The organism is Candidatus Bandiella woodruffii (genome assembly GCF_034359465.1).
Classification (GTDB): domain Bacteria; phylum Pseudomonadota; class Alphaproteobacteria; order Rickettsiales; family Midichloriaceae; genus NDG2.
Window position 1 is genome coordinate 798,024 of sequence record NZ_CP110820.1, and the last position, 19,887, is coordinate 817,910.

The 19,887-nt window shown below is 36.2% G+C and carries 24 protein-coding genes, 3 tRNA genes and 1 pseudogene; 20 read left to right on the forward strand and 8 right to left on the reverse strand.

All coding sequences use genetic code 11. The features are described 5' to 3' along the window. The first annotated feature begins 152 nt into the window (after positions 1-152). The 6 genes from Bandiella_RS04890 to Bandiella_RS04910 all read left to right on the forward strand — a co-directional run bounded on the left by Bandiella_RS04890 (position 153) and on the right by Bandiella_RS04910 (position 2,125). Positions 153-578 carry an IS1/IS1595 family N-terminal zinc-binding domain-containing protein gene (locus Bandiella_RS04890; RefSeq protein WP_323732544.1) on the forward strand — a complete coding sequence of 142 codons (426 nt, stop codon included), beginning with the start codon at positions 153-155 and terminating at the stop codon, positions 576-578. Beyond that, the gene (locus Bandiella_RS07550) at positions 527-871 is read left to right on the forward strand and encodes an IS1 family transposase (RefSeq protein WP_407651266.1); all 345 of its coding nucleotides are present in this window, start codon (positions 527-529) and stop codon (positions 869-871) included. The genes Bandiella_RS04890 and Bandiella_RS07550 overlap by 52 nt, the downstream gene beginning before the upstream one ends. Positions 872-960: 89 nt before the next feature. Continuing rightward, positions 961-1,284, forward strand: coding sequence for a 50S ribosomal protein L21 (gene rplU, locus Bandiella_RS04895; RefSeq protein WP_323732623.1), 324 nt, complete (start codon positions 961-963; stop codon positions 1,282-1,284). Position 1,285: 1 nt separating this feature from the next. Continuing rightward, the gene (gene rpmA, locus Bandiella_RS04900; RefSeq protein WP_323732624.1) at positions 1,286-1,534 is read left to right on the forward strand and encodes a 50S ribosomal protein L27; all 249 of its coding nucleotides are present in this window, start codon (positions 1,286-1,288) and stop codon (positions 1,532-1,534) included. Positions 1,535-1,568: 34 nt separating this feature from the next. Beyond that, positions 1,569-1,645 (forward strand) — tRNA-Ile (locus Bandiella_RS04905). Between the two features lie 240 nt (positions 1,646-1,885). After that, positions 1,886-2,125, forward strand: a complete 240-nt coding sequence (locus Bandiella_RS04910; RefSeq protein ID WP_323732625.1) for an IS1/IS1595 family N-terminal zinc-binding domain-containing protein — start codon at positions 1,886-1,888, stop codon at positions 2,123-2,125. Positions 2,126-2,183: 58 nt separating this feature from the next. On the opposite strand, the gene Bandiella_RS04915 is transcribed toward Bandiella_RS04910, so the two are convergent. Next, a complete protein-coding gene (locus Bandiella_RS04915) occupies positions 2,184-2,867 on the reverse strand; it encodes an IS6 family transposase (protein WP_323732626.1) in 684 nt (227 codons plus the stop codon). Then, positions 2,864-3,627, reverse strand: a protein-coding gene (locus tag Bandiella_RS04920; protein ID WP_323732627.1) for an IS5 family transposase whose coding sequence is annotated in 2 segments (ribosomal slippage) — positions 2,864-3,255 and positions 3,255-3,627 — 765 coding nt in all. Because the reading frame shifts where the segments join, the coding sequence is not laid out codon by codon here. Before Bandiella_RS04920 ends, Bandiella_RS04915 begins: the two co-directional genes overlap by 4 nt. Positions 3,628-3,796: 169 nt before the next feature. Between Bandiella_RS04920 and Bandiella_RS04925 the strand changes: the two are divergent. The 4 genes and pseudogenes from Bandiella_RS04925 to Bandiella_RS04940 all read left to right on the forward strand — a co-directional run. After that, positions 3,797-4,015, forward strand: a pseudogene (locus Bandiella_RS04925) (DDE-type integrase/transposase/recombinase); the annotation flags it as partial. An 18-nt stretch (positions 4,016-4,033) separates the two neighbouring features. After that, positions 4,034-4,780: an IS1 family transposase gene (locus Bandiella_RS04930; RefSeq protein ID WP_323732628.1), complete on the forward strand. Its 747-nt coding sequence runs from the start codon at positions 4,034-4,036 to the stop codon at positions 4,778-4,780. Then, positions 4,765-5,376: a transposase gene (locus Bandiella_RS04935; protein ID WP_323732477.1), complete on the forward strand. Its 612-nt coding sequence runs from the start codon at positions 4,765-4,767 to the stop codon at positions 5,374-5,376. Before Bandiella_RS04930 ends, Bandiella_RS04935 begins: the two co-directional genes overlap by 16 nt. 20 nt (positions 5,377-5,396) lie before the next feature. After that, entirely contained in the window at positions 5,397-5,747 is a 351-nt protein-coding gene (locus tag Bandiella_RS04940; protein WP_323732514.1) for a transposase, read from the forward strand. A gap of 371 nt (positions 5,748-6,118) precedes the next feature. On the opposite strand, the gene Bandiella_RS04945 is transcribed toward Bandiella_RS04940, so the two are convergent. Next, positions 6,119-6,195: transfer RNA gene (locus tag Bandiella_RS04945), tRNA-Asp, on the reverse strand. Positions 6,196-6,213: 18 nt separating this feature from the next. Continuing rightward, positions 6,214-6,289 (reverse strand) — tRNA-Val (locus Bandiella_RS04950). Between the two features lie 324 nt (positions 6,290-6,613). On the opposite strand from Bandiella_RS04950, the gene Bandiella_RS04955 reads away from it, so the two are divergent. The 4 genes from Bandiella_RS04955 (at position 6,614) to Bandiella_RS07670 (ending at position 12,033) form a co-directional block, all read left to right on the forward strand. Beyond that, positions 6,614-7,615, forward strand: a complete 1,002-nt coding sequence (locus tag Bandiella_RS04955) for an aspartate-semialdehyde dehydrogenase (RefSeq protein WP_323732629.1) — start codon at positions 6,614-6,616, stop codon at positions 7,613-7,615. Next, a complete protein-coding gene (locus Bandiella_RS04960; RefSeq protein ID WP_323732630.1) occupies positions 7,612-8,829 on the forward strand; it encodes a pentapeptide repeat-containing protein in 1,218 nt (405 codons plus the stop codon). Before Bandiella_RS04955 ends, Bandiella_RS04960 begins: the two co-directional genes overlap by 4 nt. A 1-nt stretch (position 8,830) precedes the next feature. Further along, positions 8,831-11,821, forward strand: coding sequence for a hypothetical protein (locus Bandiella_RS04965; RefSeq protein ID WP_323732631.1), 2,991 nt, complete (start codon positions 8,831-8,833; stop codon positions 11,819-11,821). A 98-nt stretch (positions 11,822-11,919) separates the two neighbouring features. Beyond that, positions 11,920-12,033 (forward strand): transposase-like zinc-binding domain-containing protein, encoded by a 114-nt coding sequence (locus Bandiella_RS07670; RefSeq protein ID WP_458693265.1) that lies wholly within the window; start codon positions 11,920-11,922, stop codon positions 12,031-12,033. Here the strand turns inward: Bandiella_RS07670 and Bandiella_RS04970 are convergent. The 4 genes from Bandiella_RS04970 to Bandiella_RS04985 all read right to left on the reverse strand — a co-directional run bounded on the left by Bandiella_RS04970 (position 12,030) and on the right by Bandiella_RS04985 (position 13,610). Beyond that, a complete protein-coding gene (locus Bandiella_RS04970; protein WP_323732632.1) occupies positions 12,030-12,338 on the reverse strand; it encodes an IS1 family transposase in 309 nt (102 codons plus the stop codon). The genes Bandiella_RS07670 and Bandiella_RS04970 overlap by 4 nt on opposite strands. Continuing rightward, positions 12,335-13,098 (reverse strand): IS5 family transposase gene (locus Bandiella_RS04975; RefSeq protein ID WP_323732633.1). Its coding sequence is split into 2 segments (ribosomal slippage): positions 12,335-12,726 and positions 12,726-13,098, totalling 765 coding nucleotides; the frame shifts between segments, so codons are not numbered across the junction. The genes Bandiella_RS04970 and Bandiella_RS04975 overlap by 4 nt, the downstream gene beginning before the upstream one ends. A 30-nt stretch (positions 13,099-13,128) precedes the next feature. Continuing rightward, positions 13,129-13,269: a hypothetical protein gene (locus tag Bandiella_RS04980; RefSeq protein ID WP_323732634.1), complete on the reverse strand. Its 141-nt coding sequence runs from the start codon at positions 13,267-13,269 to the stop codon at positions 13,129-13,131. Next, the gene (locus tag Bandiella_RS04985) at positions 13,218-13,610 is read right to left on the reverse strand and encodes a transposase-like zinc-binding domain-containing protein (protein ID WP_323732635.1); all 393 of its coding nucleotides are present in this window, start codon (positions 13,608-13,610) and stop codon (positions 13,218-13,220) included. Before Bandiella_RS04985 ends, Bandiella_RS04980 begins: the two co-directional genes overlap by 52 nt. Before the next feature lie 20 nt (positions 13,611-13,630). On the opposite strand from Bandiella_RS04985, the gene Bandiella_RS04990 reads away from it, so the two are divergent. The 6 genes from Bandiella_RS04990 to lpxB all read left to right on the forward strand — a co-directional run bounded on the left by Bandiella_RS04990 (position 13,631) and on the right by lpxB (position 19,850). Beyond that, positions 13,631-13,975, forward strand: coding sequence for a hypothetical protein (locus Bandiella_RS04990; protein WP_323732636.1), 345 nt, complete (start codon positions 13,631-13,633; stop codon positions 13,973-13,975). Next, a complete protein-coding gene (locus tag Bandiella_RS07555) occupies positions 13,924-14,268 on the forward strand; it encodes an IS1 family transposase (protein ID WP_407651266.1) in 345 nt (114 codons plus the stop codon). Before Bandiella_RS04990 ends, Bandiella_RS07555 begins: the two co-directional genes overlap by 52 nt. 125 nt (positions 14,269-14,393) lie before the next feature. Beyond that, a complete protein-coding gene (locus Bandiella_RS04995; protein WP_323732637.1) occupies positions 14,394-15,737 on the forward strand; it encodes a M23 family metallopeptidase in 1,344 nt (447 codons plus the stop codon). Positions 15,738-15,740: 3 nt separating this feature from the next. Next, positions 15,741-16,859 carry a peptidoglycan DD-metalloendopeptidase family protein gene (locus Bandiella_RS05000; protein WP_323732638.1) on the forward strand — a complete coding sequence of 373 codons (1,119 nt, stop codon included), beginning with the start codon at positions 15,741-15,743 and terminating at the stop codon, positions 16,857-16,859. A gap of 13 nt (positions 16,860-16,872) precedes the next feature. Beyond that, the gene (gene metG / locus Bandiella_RS05005; protein ID WP_323732639.1) at positions 16,873-18,357 is read left to right on the forward strand and encodes a methionine--tRNA ligase; all 1,485 of its coding nucleotides are present in this window, start codon (positions 16,873-16,875) and stop codon (positions 18,355-18,357) included. Then, positions 18,354-19,850 (forward strand): lipid-A-disaccharide synthase, encoded by a 1,497-nt coding sequence (gene lpxB, locus Bandiella_RS05010; RefSeq protein ID WP_323732640.1) that lies wholly within the window; start codon positions 18,354-18,356, stop codon positions 19,848-19,850. The genes metG and lpxB overlap by 4 nt, the downstream gene beginning before the upstream one ends. Positions 19,851-19,887 lie beyond the last annotated feature (37 nt).

Sequence of the window (19,887 nt, forward strand, 5' to 3'; positions counted from 1 at the left end):
CATTCCATCATTGGCATACCCCTCTGGGAATTAATGTCTAAAATGTGTTATTCGCATGGTAGAATAACTATACATGGGGAGTGTTTTAAAAGGGATAGGAAAGAAGAAAAGAATGTGATATAAGGAGAGGGAAGGAAAAAAGAAAGGGAAAAATGGAGAAAATAGAATGTAAATATTGCAAAGGGAAAGAGGTATCAAAAAATGGATATGCAAGGAAAAAGCAGAGATACAAATGTAAGAGTTGTAATAAAAACTTTACAGAAGGAGATGGTAGGAAGAATTGGAAATATGGTAATAAAGAGAGGAGCATGGTGATAAAGATGTATCTAAATAACTGCGGAATTAGGAGGATAGCTCACATATTAAATATCCCGTTAAGTACAGTATTTTATTGGATCAAACAAGCAGGGAAAGTAGTAGATGAGATGGTGACGAATCAAAAGATAGAGGGAGATAAGAAGCGTATAGAGATATTAGAGATGGATGAGCTATATACATACGTCAAAAAAAAGAGAATAAAACAAGAATATGGACTGCTGTCGATAGGGACAGATTCAAAACTGTTGCGTTTAAAGTAGGTTCAGGTGATAAAGAAAATTACGTAGATTTAGCTCGTGAGCTAGGAGAAAAATACCAAATTCGTTATATGTGTACAGATGGGTATGAGGTCTATTGTCATTATAAAATTGCTCAAATACATCTGCAGACAAAGTCTGAAACTTGTTTGGTTGAGAGCTTCAATTCCTCCTTAAGGGATATGCTTGCTAGATTAAATCGCAAGACTAAACGCTTTAGCAAGTGTTCTGAAATGCTAAGATTATCCCTTGTTTTATTTTTTAACAAAGCTTTAGCTCTTTCTATCTATTTATGAACACTCCCTATACATGCACTTTATTTTGGTTGACTTTTTTTACATAAACAGCTACACATGGTTTTATCCTTAACTAAGTGTAAATATAAATGCTAGCTATAATAGAGACAGGTGGTAAACAATACCATGTAAAAACTGGAGATATAATCAAGGCTGAAAAGCTTGAAGCCAAACATGGTGATATGGTTAGTTTTGATAAAGTCCTAGCTCTTTATCATGCTGAAGGCGGAGCTTCAGTGGTGTTGGGAGAGCCATACGTTAAGTCTGCAGTGGTGAAGGCTGAGGTATTAGAACAGATGAAGGATAAAAAAGTGATTGTGTTTAAGAAAAAAAGAAGACACAATTACAGACGTAAAAATGGTCACAGACAAAATCTTACAGTATTAAGAATAACAGCAATAGAGGATAAATAAAATGGCAACGAAAAAAGCTGGTGGTAGTTCGAAAAATGGCAGAGATTCGCATAGCAAAAGACTTGGTTTTAAGAAGTTTGGCGGTGAATCTGTAATAGCGGGTAATATAATTGTGCGTCAACGTGGCACAAGATTCCACCCAGGTTCTAACGTGGGGCTTGGAAAGGATCATACACTTTTTGCCATGGCGGAGGGCAAAGTATCTTTCTCTTCTGACAAAAGAAATCGTACGATCGTTTCTGTAGTATAGGTTGAGTCTACGTTTCTTTTAGTATTAAGCAAATGGGTCTGTAGCTCAGGTGGTTAGAGTGCACGCCTGATAAGCGTGAGGTCGGAGGTTCGAGTCCTCCCAGACCCACCATTCATTCGTAAATTGATAAGGGGGGTGAGTAGCGAGCGTGAGGAGTATATTAAAAAGACGCAGAGTATACAAAACAATACTGATCATAATAGCTATCTGTCTGGTGAGCGGATGTGCTAAAAAGTCCGCAGTTGATGAGTTGTCAGAGAAAGGCTTTTTTCAGTGGGAGTGTTTTAAAAGGGATAGGAAAGAAGAAAAGAATGTGATATAAGGAGAGGGAAGGAAAAAAGAAAGGGAAAAATGGAGAAAATAGAATGTAAATATTGCAAAGGGAAAGAGGTATCAAAAAATGGATATGCAAGGAAAAAGCAGAGATACAAATGTAAGAGTTGTAATAAAAACTTTACAGAAGGAGATGGTAGGAAGAATTGGAAATATGGTAATAAAGAGAGGAGCATGGTGATAAAGATGTATCTAAATAACTGCGGAATTAGGAGGATAGCTCACATATTAAATATCCCGTTAAGTACAGTATTTTAGGCTCTGTCGCATCTGTAATATGATGCAAAAACTTTCAAATTATTTGTATATTTTTCCATTAAGCAGTTAGTGAAAGAAATTTATCAAAGTCAGAATTATAATTGTCATTGTCAGCAAGTTGTCCTTTTTTAATCATGTGCAAGAGCTCTATTCCTGCAATAGTCCTGGCGGCACTTCTAAAGGATTTGAAACCAAGCATCGGTCTAGTTCGTTTCTTTACAAATCTGTGATCGCCTTCTATCCTATTGTTTAGATATTTGTTATGCCTAATTTCTATTTGGTCTTCTTTAGATAATGGCTTATTGATCGAATTCAAAGCAGAAGTATTAGAGCCACTTTTATCTATATTAACCTTTATAGGCTGGCCACTAGATTTAATTGCTTTCCTGAAAAACGCTTTAGCTGCCCTTTTATCTCTTTTTGCTCTTAGCATAAAATCTATGGTATCCCCGTATTTATCAACTGCTCTATACAAATAGACCCATTTACCTTTAACCTTGATATATGTCTCGTCCATTCTCCAGCTGCCGTTGACTGGCTTTTTTCTTTTTCTGAATCTTCCTTCAAGTATTGGCATAAACTTTACTACCCATCTTTGTAGAGTGGCGTGATCTATGTTGAGTCCTCTCAACCCGCCTATCTCTTCTATCTCTCTGTAACTTAAAGAATATCTTCCTTTCATATACAGCGATACCATAATGATTTCTGCGCCATATTCATGGTTCTTAGATAATGTCGTCATGAGATTTTAAGCCAAAGAGATAAGCATCTAATCTGAATTGCGGCAAGAAAAGAAGCTGAATTTTTAGCATATCTGGTTGCAATTCCCCTCCATCTTTTAAGATGAAGAAAGGTGTTTTCTACAATATGCCTTATTTTGTATAAATCTTTATCGTATTTTCTCTGGGTGATTCTGTTCTTTTTAGGAGGAATAACAACTCTCATGCCCAATTCTTGGGCATGGTCAATTATGTAATTAGCATCGTACCCTCTGTCGGCTAGTAAGTACTCAGCTTTCATCTCTTCAATAAGATTAACAGCCTGCTTGCAATCAGCTTCTGAGCCTTTTGTGATAATAACTTTGAGTGGCATACCATGTGAATCCAAGGCAAGGTGAATCTTTGTATTGAGCCCCCTTTTGTACGACTCATATCTTGATTGCCGCCTTTTGCACCTGAAGCATGTGGATGCACTTTACTATGACTTGCGTCTATCATTAACCATTCCATATCAGGTTCTTTCACAAATATCTCCAATAAAGCCTCCCATATCCTTTTGTCTCTCCATCTGCAAAATCTTTTATGTGTATTTTTCCATCCTCCATATTCTGAAGGCAAATCTCTCCAGGGAGAACCTGTTCTTAATATCCAAAATACTGCGTTAATGAATCTTCTGTTATTATGTGCCAAACCTCCCCACGTACCTTCCCTTCCTGGTAAATGATCCTTTATCAAATCCCACATATTATCTGTTATATCATGCCTATGTAGCCCTAAATCCATTTTTACTCCTGATTTATCTTTTCTTTCATATTATACCACAAATCTCATGACGACACTATCTAAAATACTTCATTAATTTTGGGTCTACTTTAAACATTATTACCAGCAACTATTTCTTTCAGAATATCAAAAATTCTTATGTGTTTCAACAGATGCGACAGAACCCCAAATAGAAATTAGGCATAACAAATATCTAAACAATAGGATAGAAGGCGATCACAGATTTGTAAAGAAACGAACTAGACCGATGCTTGGTTTCAAATCCTTTAGAAGTGCCGCCAGGACTATTGCAGGAATAGAGCTCTTGCACATGATTAAAAAAGGACAACTTGCTGACAATGACAATTATAATTCTGACTTTGATAAATTTTTGGGAGTGTTGCCATAAGATAGATAAGATGCTAAAATGAATATAGCGAGCAACAAAGAAAATAGAGATATGAATACAGAGTGTAAAAAATGCAGTAGCAGTAAATACGTTAAGAATGGTAATATTAGGGGTATGCAAAGGTATAAATGCAAAGAGTGTGGATGTAATTTTACAAGCACTAAATTAAGAGGCTGTTCGCCAGAGATGAAGGCTCTGGCAGTGTTATTGTACAGCATGGAAAAAAGTAGCTTTAGATGGCTAGGGAAATTATTTAAAGTAGCTCATACTAGCGTATATAAGTGGATAATACTGTATGCTAAAAAGATACCAAGACCAACAGTGCCGGAAGAATTGAGAGAAGTTGAAATAGATGAGATGTGGCATTTTGTAGATTCAAAAAAAAACAAATTATGGATATGGAAAGCCTATAGTAGGGAGCTCAAGAGAGTTGTTGCCTGGGTGGTTGGTAAGCGTAACGTTACAACCTTTAGAAAATTGTGGAAAATCATAAGTAGAGATAATTGCACTTATTACACAGACGATTGGTCTGTTTATTCAGAGGTTATACCTCGCCATCAACATGTTGTTGGCAAACAACATACACTCTCAATTGAGTCCAATAACTCAAACACAAGGCACAGAATTGCAAGAATGACCAGAAAAACAAAGGTAGTTTCAAAATCTGAAGAAGTTGTCGATCTTACGATTAAGCTCTGGCTACATTTTGAGGGAGTGTTGCAAGATGGAATAAAGAAAGGTATAGTGGAGTGGATTACAGAATAAAGAAGAGAAAAATGTCATCAGCGCATCAAATAATAATGGTATGTTTGGATCAATTGGTTGGTAGTGAGCATCAATATCGCAAATTTAAGGAGCTGTTTAATTTTGGGGCAGTAGAGCAAGAGCTGAAGGGAATTGAATCTCCTGCTAATTATAAGGGATATGGTGTTTTACGTTTATTTAAATGCTTGTTGTTACAGTTTATGGAAGATTTGTCAGATCGTGAACTAGAAAGATATTTGAGTGACAGTGTTGCAGCCAAGTGGTTTTGTGATTTTGATTTAACCGAAGCCACACCTGATTATAGCGTTTTTAGTAGAATCCGCTCAAAGATAGGAACAAATTTGTTATCAAAAATCTTTGCCATTTTTAGAGATCAACTAAAATCTCAAGGATATATGAGCGAGGTATTTACTTTTGTTGATGCAAGTCACTTGATCTCCAAAGCTAATTTATGGGAAGAGCGGGATGAAGCCAGAAAACAAAAATATGAAAAACTTAACAACGAAGTCTTGCCTAAAGTCGCACATGATAAACAAGCCAAAATAGGGTGCAAGGGTGGTAGTAAATTTTGGTATGGCTATAAGAAAAACATGTAAGCGTAGATATTCAATCCGGAATGATCAACAAGGTTGCTATAACGCCTGCTAATGTTACCGATGCAAAGGGAGTTGCGCATGTTTTACCAAATAGTGGAGCAGTTTATGCTGACAAAGGGTATTGTGTTGCACCAGCAAAGAATGCAGCTAAAAGCAGAGGTATTCATTTTTGCGCCATCAAGAAAAACAATATGAAGCAAAAGAATTTTGACCTTGATCGATACTATACTTCCATAAGGGCTCCGTTTGAGAGGGTGTTTTCTCAAGATAATAAACGATTGCGATACATAGGAATTGCCAAAAATCAGTTTGCTGAATTTATGAATGCTATCTGCTTTAATTTAAAACGTTTAACGGTTCTTACTGCCTAAGCTCATAAAATCACGCTTCGCAGAATCAATAAAAAGCTAAAAATTACCATATCCCACCTCAAAGAAATCTTTTGAATTCTTGGGGAAACCAGTTTTTTGTTAATTTTTTTAGACCATGGTCCAAACTTCCTTAAATCAAACCATCACATTTATCCTTATTTTATCTTTCAACGCTCCCTTTGAGGATAACAATAATTTCCTAAGTGAGCAGGGCAATTTTATATCTATCTTTGGCTAACACTCTGAAATACTTATATATCTCTCCGACAAATTAAACGTCAGCAAGAATGAGGGCGGCAATTTTTGAAGTTAGTGCAACTTTTGCGGAGGATATTTGCACCAAAAACGCAATTCGCTACATAAGTGTGTGATGGCGGGGATGACGAGACTCGAACTCGCGACCTCCGACGTGACAGGCCGGCGCTCTAACCAACTGAGCTACATCCCCTAAAGTGCGGGAAACACATGGTGGGCGATGACAGGGTCGAACTGCCGACCTCCTCGGTGTAAACGAGATGCTCTACCAACTGAGCTAATCGCCCCCTAAAATTAATATACCATAACTAACGGCATATAACTTAAAAATCAAGTAAAAAAATAAAATAAGAAACAAATATTTATCATGAGCAATTCGCATCGCTTCCTTATACAAAACAGGTGGCTGATTAAATTTTTTCTAACCCAACAAAATAAGATGAATTTTACTTCATCTCCTGCTATACGTTTGAAATATACAATCTTACCTTTCAAAGATTGGATTGCATATCTGTGGAGTGAAAATGTGTGCTTTTATATGCAAAGAGCAAATGCTTTTAGAATAAAATGTATGCGTTAATCTTGGTAGAACTTTTAATTTATAAACAAATATGAAATATAAAATTGCAGTTGTGGGAGCAACGGGAAATGTTGGCAGAGAGATATTGAGAACTCTTGCGGAATCTTCCATCCCCATTAGGGAAGTGATGGCATTTGCATCCGAACGTTCGGTTGGTAAAGAAGTTAGCTATGGCAATTATGATATAGAAGTTAAGCCATTTAAGGGGTTTAGCTTTGATGGCGTAGATATTGCATTCTTTGCAACTGATTCTGACATATCAAAAGAATATGTGCCTCTTGCCAGCAAGAAAGCAAAGTTTGTTGTGGATCTTTCTTCATATTTCAGAATGCATAAAGATATCCCACTTATTGTGCCTGAAGTAAACCCGGAAGCTTTGGAATTAGCAAAAAAAAGTAAAATTATATCAACACCAAACTGCATAGTCATACCATTAGTAATGGCTTTAAAAAAACTTGATGATTACGCAGAAGTTTCAAGAGTGGTTGTTTCCACATATCAATCAGTTTCAGGTGCTGGGAAAAAAGCCATGGAGAATTTATACTCGCAGACAAAAAGCAAAATATTTGACGTATTTGCAGAGCCAGGAGCACAGGAAACAATAGCCTTTAACATAATCCCTAGAATTGACGATTTAACCCAGAATGGTTACACAAAAGAAGAGATTAAGGTAATTGTTGAAACGCAAAAAATCTTGTCTAACGATATAGAAATAAGCCCAACATGCGTTAGAATACCTGTGTTTGTAGGGCATAGCATCTCTGCAAACGTTGAATTTGTTAAAAATATCTCTGCCGAAACGGCATACGACATATTAAGCAATGCAGAAGGGATAACCACCGACAAAGAGCACCATTTGCCTTACTTTACTCCCCTTGACTGCGTTGGAAAAAAAGACGTTTTAGTGTCACGAATTAGACAAGACACGGCAAAAAATATTTTGAATTTATGGATAGTATCTGATAACCTGAGAAAAGGTGCTGCGTTGAACGCTGTACAGGCCGCAGAAAAATATATAGAACAATACCTATGATTAAAGTACCACTGGCGTTTTGCATCCAACTGTGTATGTTCTTCAGCGTTCTAAACACAGTTGCTGCTGAGACGACAGAGGATGTTTTAGAAAAATTTAGAGTTACACGAGAGAGCATCAAAGCTGAGCAGAAAACTTTAGAAACCTCAGGGAATCCACAAAGACGCTCATTAACAAGAGGGGATGTTGAACAATTCATCGCAGAAAAAAGAAAACTGAATCAGACGATTGATTTAACCGGGGCTCTAGGCACAAACTTAAGTGGACTTGATCTGTCCGGGATTGATTTTTCTGATGCGATAATGCACAGAGTAGACTTAACAAAGTCTAAATTAGATGGATGTAAGTTTGTCAACACATTCATAGAAAAGGCTATATTTGTAGAAACATCTTTAAAGGGCGCAAAATTTGTGAATTGCGAAATAGGCGGAGCGGATTTTACAAAAGCAGATTTACAAGACAGCTACTTCGAGAATGATTTCTCAGAGAATGCTATATTTAACTCCACTAATCTTTCAAACAGCACAATAATAAGCTCAGATTACACAAATTCTTTTTTTGATAAAACAAATTTTACGAAATCAAGAATCACCAATTCTAAATTTAAATCCTCCATCTTCAGTAATTTAAAGAACTCTAATGTATACTGGGAATCAAGTAATTTTGCCCATAGTCAATTTATCAACACGACTTTTAACAACAGTGTATTAAAAGCCATTTATTGTGGGCATTGCAAAATTGATTCCGCCAACTTTAATGACTCTGTGGTATTCGCTTGTAATTTTCAACAAGCAAAAATGGCGAACCTAGCAATGGATAACGTCCAGGCGGAGGCCATGAACTTTAGTAACGTCACAGCAAATTCGATTAGCTTTACAAACAGTGACCTTAAGTTTGCACTTTTTGCAGAGAGCATGATACAAAACGCAAAATTTATACTATGCGGCTTGGTTAAAGCTAATTTCAGCAAAAGTACAATAAAAAAGGGCAATTTTAGTTCAGTCAACCTGAAAAATTCTAATTTTTATAACACCATGCTGAGTGATGTGCAGATAAATAATGCGTATTTATTCGCTATAAATTTTGCTAAGAGTACACTGGATGGAGTCCAAATTAATTGGAGCAATCTCAAGGCTGCTAACTTTACGAAAAGTGATGCTAAAAGCATTAAGGTAAATAATAGTTTAATGGACTCAGAATTACCTAGCAATTAACATGAATAAAATAAAAATAGGATCAATTTTAAAAAAATTCTGTCTTTACGGTACGGCCTTAGTTGTCTGCATGTTGAGTTACTTTAGTTTTTTTGGTCCTAAAAACTTGGCCGTTGTGGATGCAATTGTAAAAAACCTAATAGAGATAAATATAGCAAATTTAGAGATAGAGGATATCAAAACTGGGGTTTTATTAGATTGGAAAGACAGAAGTTTGCTACTAAGCATCGAAGAATGCCGTCTTAACTATAACAAAAAAACATCCCTCACTCTACCAGACTTTAAATTAAAGCTAAACCTTCTAAGCCTGGTACTCAACAAACCTGGTCAAATATTGAAAGGAGTTGTACTTAATGAACAGAAAATGGAAATAGTGTACCATAAAGAAAATCAGGGAAAGCATGCAACTCAAGAAAAAATACCGATTACGAATGTTCTCACATTTGTTGAAAAATACAAAGAAGAGCTAAAAAACTCCGCATATAGAACTGACGACTTTGTGATTGGCATTCATAACAACGGCGGAACTGAGCTGGATGTGGTTTTGCAAAACTTTGAAATAAATTTTGGTGACTTCAGTACCAATCTGAATGCGAACATCAAGACAACAATTAAAATTGGTAATGTGTCGACTCAAGCAGAATTTTTAATCAAAGACAACTCAAAGAATGCTCTTAATGTTGATGGGATACTAACAAACACCCCCCTAACATCAAACGGCAAGGGATTCGAAATTTTAGGCACCACTTTGCAAACAAATTTTCAACTTAGTATTAGCACAAAAATTGATTTCTTAAACGCTTTTGATAAAATCAGCTTCCAATTCCTGCAGAAAGGAGGTGGCTACATTCATAACGATACGTACCTCAACAATGGGCTCAAAATAAATCATCTGGAATTAAAGGGGGAAGTTTTGGATAATGCTAAAGAGTTGCGTATATCAGAGATTGATGCGAGGATAGAAGATAATATCATAATTTCTGGAAATGCAAAGTATGCCCAAAAAAACTTTTCCAGTGCTTTTTATATTGAGAATTTATCTGCAGCACAATTATTTAAAAAATGGCAAAAAAAACTCTACTCTGAAGCGTATCAATGGCTGGTGCAGCATATATTATCTGGGGAAGTTTCAAAACTGGAAATCGCAAAACAACATAATGAGGCCGGCACATCCTCTATAGGCACTAAGATTTCCTTTAAAAACGTTGACATGAAATATCTTAGCACTGCCCCAAATTTATACTTAAAAGAAGGAGAAGTGAGAATTTTGTCAAACACTCTAAGCGTTCATAGTACTGACGCCGCAATGTCTAATAGTCAAATCAACCAGATCAATGCAACTATAGAAGACCTAACCGAAGAGCAAATAGCAATGAGATTTAGTGCCAACATTTATGGAGATATAACAGATCAAATCAATATAGCAAACAGTCACTATGCAATCGGCTTATTACCAAATATCAAAGGCAAAGCCAACAGTAAAATAGACTTTATCGTCCCTTTCTATAAAACACCAACATTTGAAGATATTGAGCTTAACCTTCAATCCCAATTATCACAAGTTGCTATATCTGACATATTCTACGGGTATGACATAAACCAAGGGGTGTTTAAAACGAAATTGCTTGGGCAAAATCTATATGTTGAGGGACAAGGTAATATTAACGGATACCTTAACACTAAAATTAATGGTGAATTCTCTATTAAAGATCGAAATAGTTTTAACATCAATCTGTCTTCAAAAACCTCGCTAGAGAATTTTCAAAAGGCTGGCGTCCCATTCTCTCAATTCTTTGGTGATAAAATAAAAGTGAAAGGTGTTATAAACGGTCATAACAACGTTGTGGAATCAGAGTTTACAGCAGATTTACACAATACTTCTGTTAATTTACAATCCATTGGTATTGAGAAGAAAGTGAAAATGCCAGGAAAAATACAAGTCAAACTATACAACGAAGGGCTGGGAGAAACTAAAATTTTAAAATGCACATGCAGTATCCCAGGACAAAATTTTTCAGGTATAGGGCAAATAAATCACAAACTCAATGAGCTAACACACTTTAAAGGAACCCTGTCTCAGAAAAATAGTAAGGGGTTAACTTTTCAATACGATAAGAATGTTAGCTTAAGAAAATTTGTGTTGGATGGCGTTGAAATAGACCTTAGCAGCATTAATATTGTTGATATACCTACATTCTTCAATTTAAGTAAGGAAAAAGAGAAAGAAAAATCCCCCTTATCCTTCTCTGCTAAAGTAGATAGAGTAAAACTAAAAAATGATATATTGCTAACAAACTCTATTATCCAAGCCAATAATTTAAAAAACAAAAAGTTTGAGATGGTAACTTCATTAGCCGAAGATAAGAAAATTAGAATTTATTATAACTATCCCGTATTATCTATTACGTCTCCTGATGCTGGAGCTGTTTTTAAAGGCTTAGGGATTACAGATAAGATAAATTCTGGCACGCTAGAAATCAAGGGGCAATTTAAAAGCCCGTCACATTTTCAAGGCTCTTTAGAGCTAAGTAAATTTTATGCGTTAAAAACACCATTTTTAGTCAACTTATTGACTTTGTCTGCTCCCTTAACGTCTTTGCAAAGCATGATGAAAAATAAGGGAATAGAGTTTTATTCTTTCAGATGTCCTATAGAATATATAAATGACAGGCTAGAATTCACAGACTGCATCGCTGAATCTATAATATTGGCTTTGAAGATACGTGGCAATGTAGACCTTCAAACTGGGTATCTAGATGCTAAGGGTGTTATGGTCCCAGAAAACATTGTCAATACATTATTTAAAAAAATACCTTTGCTGAATGTTTTGTCCGGCCATAAAAACGAAGGACTGATACTTAGTACATTATTTGACGTCAAAGGCTACATAAATAAAGATATAAAAATATATGCTAATTATCTTTCCACATTTACACCTGGATTTCTGAGGGAGATATTCAAAAAACCAATTAATACTCGTAACGCAAATTAGTAAATTTTACCAATTTTTCAGGGAGTGTTTTAAAAGGGATAGGAAAGAAGAAAAGAATGTGATATAAGGAGAGGGAAGGAAAAAAAAGAAAGGGAAAAATGGAGAAAATAGAATGTAAATATTGCAAAGGGAAAGGGGTATCAAAAAATGGATATGCAAGGAAAAAGCAGAGATACAAATGTAAGAGTTGTAATAAAAACTCAGAGTGTTAGCCAAAGATAGATATAAAATTGCCCTGCTCACTTAGGAAATTATTGTTATCCTCAAAATGTACCCAGAGCTTAATCGTAAGATCGACAACTTCTTCAGATTTTGAAACTACCTTTGTTTTTCTGGTCATTCTTGCAATTCTGTGCCTTGTGTTTGAGTTATTGGACTCAATTGAGAGTGTATGTTGTTTGCCAACAACATGTTGATGGCGAGGTATAACCTCTGAATAAACAGACCAATCGTCTGTGTAATAAGTGCAATTATCTCTACTTATGATTTTCCACAATTTTCTAGATAATGTCGTCATGAGATTTTAAGCCAAAGAGATAAGCATCTAATCTGAATTGCGGCAAGAAAAGAAGCTGAATTTTTAGCATATCTGGTTGCAATTCCCCTCCATCTTTTAAGATGAAGAAAGGTGTTTTCTACAATATGCCTTATTTTGTATAAATCTTTATCGTATTTTCTCTGGGTGATTCTGTTCTTTTTAGGAGGAATAACAACTCTCATGCCCAATTCTTGGGCATGGTCAATTATGTAATTAACATCGTACCCTCTGTCGGCTAGTAAGTACTCAGCTTTCATCTCTTCAATAAGATTAACAGCCTGCTTGCAATCAGCTTCTGAGCCTTTTGTGATAATAACTTTGAGTGGCATACCATGTGAATCCACGGCAAGGTGAATCTTTGTATTGAGCCCCCTTTTGTACGACTCATATCTTGATTGCCGCCTTTTGCACCTGAAGCATGTGGATGCACTTTACTATGACTTGCGTCTATCATTAACCATTCCATATCAGGTTCTTTCACAAATATCTCCAATAAAGCCTCCCATATCCTTTTGTCTCTCCATCTGCAAAATCTTTTATGTGTATTTTTCCATCCTCCATATTCTGAAGGCAAATCTCTCCAGGGAGAACCTGTTCTTAATATCCAAAATACTGCGTTAATGAATCTTCTGTTATTATGTGCCAAACCTCCCCACGTACCTTCCCTTCCTGGCAAATGATCCTTTATCAAATCCCACATATTATCTGTTATATCATGCCTATGTAGCCCTAAATCCATTTTTACTCCTGATTTGTCTTTTCTTTCATATTATACCACAAATCTCATGACGACACTATCTAAAGGTTGTAACGTTACGCTTACCAACCACCCAGGCAACAACTCTCTTGAGCTCCCTACTATAGGCTTTCCATATCCATAATTTGTTTTTTTGAATCTACAAAATGCCACATCTCATCTATTTCAACTTCTCTCAATTCTTCCGGCACTATTGGTCTTGGTATCTTTTTAGCATACAGTATTATCCACTTATATACGCTAGTATGAGCTACTTTAAATAATTTCCCTAGCCATCTAAAGCTACTTTTTCCCATGCTGTACAATAACACTGCCAGAGCCTTCATCTCTGGCGAACAGCCTCTTAATTTAGTGTTTGTAAAATTACATCCACACTCTTTGCATTTATACCTTTGCATACCCCTAATATTACCATTCTTAACGTATTTACTGCTACTGCATTTTTTACACTCTGTATTCATATTTCTATTTTCTTTGTTGCTCGCTATATTCATTTTAGCATCTTATCTATCTTATGGCAACACTCCCTAAAAACTTTACAGAAGGAGATGGTAGGAAGAATTGGAAATATGGTAATAAAGAGAGGAGCATGGTGATAAAGATGTATCTAAATAACTGCGGAATTAGGAGGATAGCTCACATATTAAATATCCCGTTAAGTACAGTATTTTATTGGATCAAACAAGCAGGGAAAGTAGTAGATGAGATGGTGACGAATCAAAAGATAGAGGGAGATAAGAAGCGTATAGAGATATTAGAGATGGATGAGCTATATACATACGTCAAAAAAAAGAGAATAAAACAAGAATATGGACTGCTGTCGATAGGGACAGATTCAAAACTGTTGCGTTTAAAGTAGGTTCAGGTGATAAAGAAAATTACGTAGATTTAGCTCGTGAGCTAGGAGAAAAATACCAAATTCGTTATATGTGTACAGATGGGTATGAGGTCTATTGTCATTATAAAATTGCTCAAATACATCTGCAGACAAAGTCTGAAACTTGTTTGGTTGAGAGCTTCAATTCCTCCTTAAGGGATATGCTTGCTAGATTAAATCGCAAGACTAAACGCTTTAGCAAGTGTTCTGAAATGCTAAGATTATCCCTTGTTTTATTTTTTAACAAAGCTTTAGCTCTTTCTATCTATTTATGAACACTCCCATTTTTCAAGTTAGCGGAATATATAAACTCACATAGGCTTTAATGTCTCTCTTGAAAAACCTTAATAATTATGTATAGTTGGTACCATAGTTGTTTTATCAATAAAAATTTCGTCTAATGAGCAGTTATAACTCCTTAAAAATTGAGAGAGTTAACTTTTTTTTGTTTGGGTTTACTATATTTGCTATCGTATCTAACTTTGTTTTGAGCGCATACTATGATTTACCTGCAATAATTGAAAAAAATGTCGCTACGGAAATAGCTTTTGGGCAAGACGTGGATACTAGTATAAAGACGCACCCTGTAAAAGATCCCTTATACATAAACACAGAGCATGTATATAAAATAAAAAAGGGGGACACATTCACCAAAATATTGACCAGCATTGGCGTCAAAAACGAGGAAGCAAATAACATCGCAAAAGAGATGGAACGTATATACGATGTTAAAAATCTTGCTTTAGGGCAAACCATCAAGTTGAGTCTGCAAGGGAAAGATGGTGGTAGAATATTAAGTGGCAGCGCTCCTTATAAAATTACTGTACATATCCAAGACACGGTTATTAATGGCGTATATAGTCAGGATAAGAAGCAATATGCTATGAAGTTTGCGCAACCCGCTTTAAATAATGATAGAAAAATGATACAGGGGGTTGTAAAAGATAGTTTATATCGTAGTGCAGTTAACGCCGGGGCATCTCCGACAGAAGTTGCAAATTACATAAAGCTTTTGAGTAATGAGGTGGATTTCAGAAGAGATGTTCGAGCGAATAGCGAATTTAAAATGTTAGTGAGCTCCAAAGACAATACAAAGGATAAAAAAGGAAACGAAGGGGGGATACTGTATGCTTATTTGGCAGTTGGAAATAAAAAGTTTGAAATGTATCAATACAAGGATAAAAATGGCAAAATAAATTACTTCCACAGTGATGGAAGAAGCGTGAAAAAATCTTTACTCAATAAGCCAATTAAGTATGCCAAAGTGACTTCTGGATATGGTGTTAGGGTGCACCCCATCCTTAAATACAGGAAGATGCATACAGGCATTGATTATTCCGCCAAGATTGGAACCCCTATCTTGGCAGCGGGGGATGGTATAATCCAAAAAGTTGAATACAACGCAGGCTATGGAAGGTACGTTACCATAAAACACAATGGCGAATATTCAACATTATACGGCCATATGAGTAAGGTTGACTCACGGATAAAAAGAGGAGCTCGCGTAAAACAGGGGGAAGTAATTGGATATGTGGGGAACTCAGGCAGGTCAACAGGAGCACATTTACACTATGAAATCAAGAGATATGGTAAACCCATTAATCCCTCCAAAGCCGTTCCCAATGTTGCTGCGCCTTTAGAAGGAAAAGGGCTAATGGCGTTTAAAGACCAAAAAAGAACTATAGATAAACTGATGAATAAGTCCGGAAACGTTAGGTTGGCTAAAAATAATACTTCTAAATAGTGTATGACAATAAAATTTGCAAAGAATTCAGTTTATATACTGAGTATGCTTTTGATTGGATGCAGCGGGGCTAATAAGCCTGCAAGTATAGAAAATAATCAATCTATATATTATGGAAGGAAAGAGAGGTTACGTTTTGTCCAAATACAGGGTGAGCATACGGTAAACGAAATAGCAAAGCAATATAGCGTGCCTGTTAGGGAATTAACAAGACTTAACTCTTTGAATTCTTATGACATATTAAGAACAGGACAAACTATTAAAATCCCTATCGGGGTCTACCATTTGGTAAAAGAAGGGGACACCTTGGAGAGCGTTGCACGAATTCATGATGTAAACCTTAAAGACCTTGCAATTGCAAACCATCTTTCGTTAAGATCAGAAATTGCTCCCGGTGATTACATTAAAATTCCACAGAATGCAGACGTTTTTATAGAAACCAAAAATTACCATCAATCAACTTTTGAATCCTCTGAAGTTGATGATTTTGACCAACCAGCACCAAATATTGAAGATTACATACCGCCAAAACCCTCTGAGCAAGAGCAAAGCGGATTTTTAGACCCTGCAAATGCTAATAAGTCACCATACTCAAAGGATGTAGAAAAAGAAGAGCCAAATAAACTCATAGGTCCAACTCCTGAAGCAAAAAAGACTGCTGCCCCAAAGGATATTGGTATGCTAACGGCGAAGCAAAGTGTGTCGGTTGCGCCACAACAAGCAGCTAAACCGGCAGCAACTGCACGTTCATTCAAAAACAAAAATCCCCTTAACTCCCAGGAATTTATTTGGCCTATTGATGGTAAAGTGGTCAAACCATATGGCAATGGTAATGATGGAATTAACATAGCAGCAATTAAAGGTTCGCCTATCAAGGCAGCTGGCGGTGGTGACGTCGCTTATACAGGTACACAGGGAAAATATGGGAAGTTAATCATACTAAGACATAATAATGGATATATGACTGCGTATGCTCATCTTGACAAGATATTAGTAAAAAAGGGACATATTGTAAACAAGGGTACGCAGATAGCAACTGTCGGCACTTCAGGCGGTGTTGAACAGCCACAGCTTCAGTTCTCTATGAAAAAGGGTAGCGCTACACTCAACCCAGACGGCTAATTTTAGTGAGTTTATGAGAAATTTTTACATCACAACACCAATTTACTATGTTAACGACAAACCACACATAGGACATGCGTACACAAGCATTGCAGCCGATGTGATCGCCAGGTTCAAAAGACTGGACGGATTTAACGTAAAATTTTTGACTGGAACCGATGAACATGGTGAAAAAGTTGAAAAATCTGCAAAACACTTTGGATACGAAACGCAAGAGTTTGTGGATAAAATGGCGTTAAATTTCAGTAATTTGGCAAAAGACTTGAATTTATCAAATGATGATTTCATCAGAACAACTGAAACAAGACATAAAGATTTTGTAACAAAAATCTGGCGCACCCTTCTGGCAAATGGGGAAATTTATTTGGGGAAATACGCTGGTTGGTATTCTGTAAGAGACGAGGCTTATTATAGTGAAGCTGAGTTGGTTGGAGGTAAAGCACCAACAGGCGCAAGCGTTGAATGGCTTGAAGAGCCAAGTTATTTTTTTAAACTGTCAGCTTGGCAGGATCGATTATTGGCGTTTTATGAAGCAAATCCCGATTTTATTAAGCCAGAAAGTCGAAGGAATGAAGTTATTTCGTTCGTAAAATCTGGCCTTCACGACTTATCTATCTCAAGAACCTCATTTACTTGGGGGATACCAGTACCAAATGATGGCAAACACGTCATTTATGTATGGCTTGATGCCCTTTTTAACTATGTTTCAGCACTGGGCACTGAACAATTTTGGCCAGCAGACTTACATATAATAGGCAAAGATATATTACGTTTTCATGCTGTTTATTGGCCAGCATTTCTAATGGCAGCCAATTTAATGCCACCCAAGAGAGTTTTCGCCCACGGTTGGTGGACAAATGAGGGTGAAAAAATATCAAAATCATTAGGGAACGTAATTAACCCGTATGATGTAATGGACAAGTACGGTCTTGATTATTTTCGTTATTATTTAATGAAGGAAATGACATTTGGAAACGATGGAAATTTTTCTTATCCATCTTTCATTGACCGAATAAATTCAGAATTGGTAAATAAAGTTGGTAATCTAATTCACAGAACCATAAGTTTTATATATAAAAATTGCGGTCAAAAAATGCCATATCCAGCAGAATATGCGGAGAAAGACAGGGCTATTTTGTCACATAGTTATCAGTTGATTGAAAAAATCAGAGTATTGGTTGACAATCAGTCTTTAAAACAAATTTTAGAGGAGATCATTGACCTTGCCAACGCTGCCAATGTGTTTATAGATGAAGAAGCTCCGTGGAAACTTAAGGAATCCGATCCCATAAGAATGCAAACAGTAATGTATGTGCTGGCTGAAGTCATTAGGGTTATTGCTGTTTTGTTGCAACCTTTTATGCCAGAGTCATCAGCGCAGGCTCTTGATTGCTTAGATGTCAAACAACGCACTTTCAATTCCCTGAACTCTGCTAATGGAGTAATTCCAGGGACTGAAATAGTTCAACCAAAAATCATCTTTAATAAAATTGAGTGACTTTACACGAATTGAAGAAAAAGCTTCTATACCAAAGTACACATAGGGGGTGCAAGGAACTGGACATAATTTTAGGGGATTTTGCAAGAAAACATCTTATGGGGTTTGATTCACAAAAAACCAAAGACTATGAAACACTTCTTAACGCACCTGACAATGATATTTATAGATGGATCACTGGACTACAAGCGGTTCCAAAAGAGTATAAGACTGAAGTGATGGATCAGCTCAAAACTTCCGACAAAAAGATATGCAAGATATTTATATCGGCCGGAGAAGCATCGGGAGATAACCTGGCAGCACGACTGATCAATTCTTTAATAGAACAAAATAAGCATACTTATGAGTTTTATGGAATTGCAGGGCCTAATATGCAAAATGCTGCTGGCATAAAAAGCATCTTTCCAATGGAAGAGTTATCTGTAACAGGTTACTTGGAGATTTTGCCTAAACTATTTAAGATATTATTTCGGTTATTTCAAACAGTCCTATTTGTTAAGAAATTGAAGCCACAGATTATTATCACAGTTGACTCTCCCGGGTTCAATTTTTTATTGGCAAAATTAGTAAGATATCTAAAAATACAGTCATTTATAATCAATTACGTTGCTCCTAGTGTTTGGGCGTACAAACCTGAACGCGCGATTAAATGTGCAAAACTGTTTGATCACATGATGGTGATATTTCCTTTCGAAAAGAAATATTTTGATGAAGTTGGTCTAAAATGCACTTATGTTGGGAATCCAACCATTAGGAATACAAACATTTACACCCACAAACAGAAAGAAGAGACTAAACAAAGATATGGCGTATCAGGCAAAAAAATCATTTCCATTATGCCAGGCAGTAGGAATAATGAACTGAAGCAACACCTCCCTACTATCAGAGCCTTTATACAGAAAATGAATAAAGTGCATGACGATATGTGGTTCTTCATCCCAACCTTGGACAATATTGAGGAGAAAATTAGAGGACATTTACCTATGGCCAACGTTTTTATCTCCAAAGATGAACATGAAAAAAAAGAATTGATTAATAGCAGCGACCTTATCATATGCAAATCTGGCACGGTGGTGCTAGAATCTGTCGCAAAACTTATTCCCACCATTGTATTTTATAAAATGAGTTGCATAACAGCTTATTTCGTCAAAAAAAAGCTGAAAACAAAGTATGTAAGCATTTGCAACATCATGATGGATGAAGAGGTTATTCCCGAACTATTACAAGACGGCTTCAATCTCTCAAACTTATTGAAAAAAAGTGAAGTGCTTCTTTTCAATAAAGCTGAGAGAGATAAACAGATTGCAAGTTTCAACTCTTTTTTACAACAATTTCACGATAAAGATAAAGAGTCGTCACAGCCTAGAAGTGTTATTGACGAGTATACTCAAAGTATTTTAAGAATTGGCAAGGAATTAAGCGCCGAGCATGAGGAACGTATAAAAGTACGTGACGAAATGCGAGAGCGCAAAAATGACGATGCCAACTTTTAAAAGACGGAGAGTATACCTCTCGTAAATCAAGAGTTGA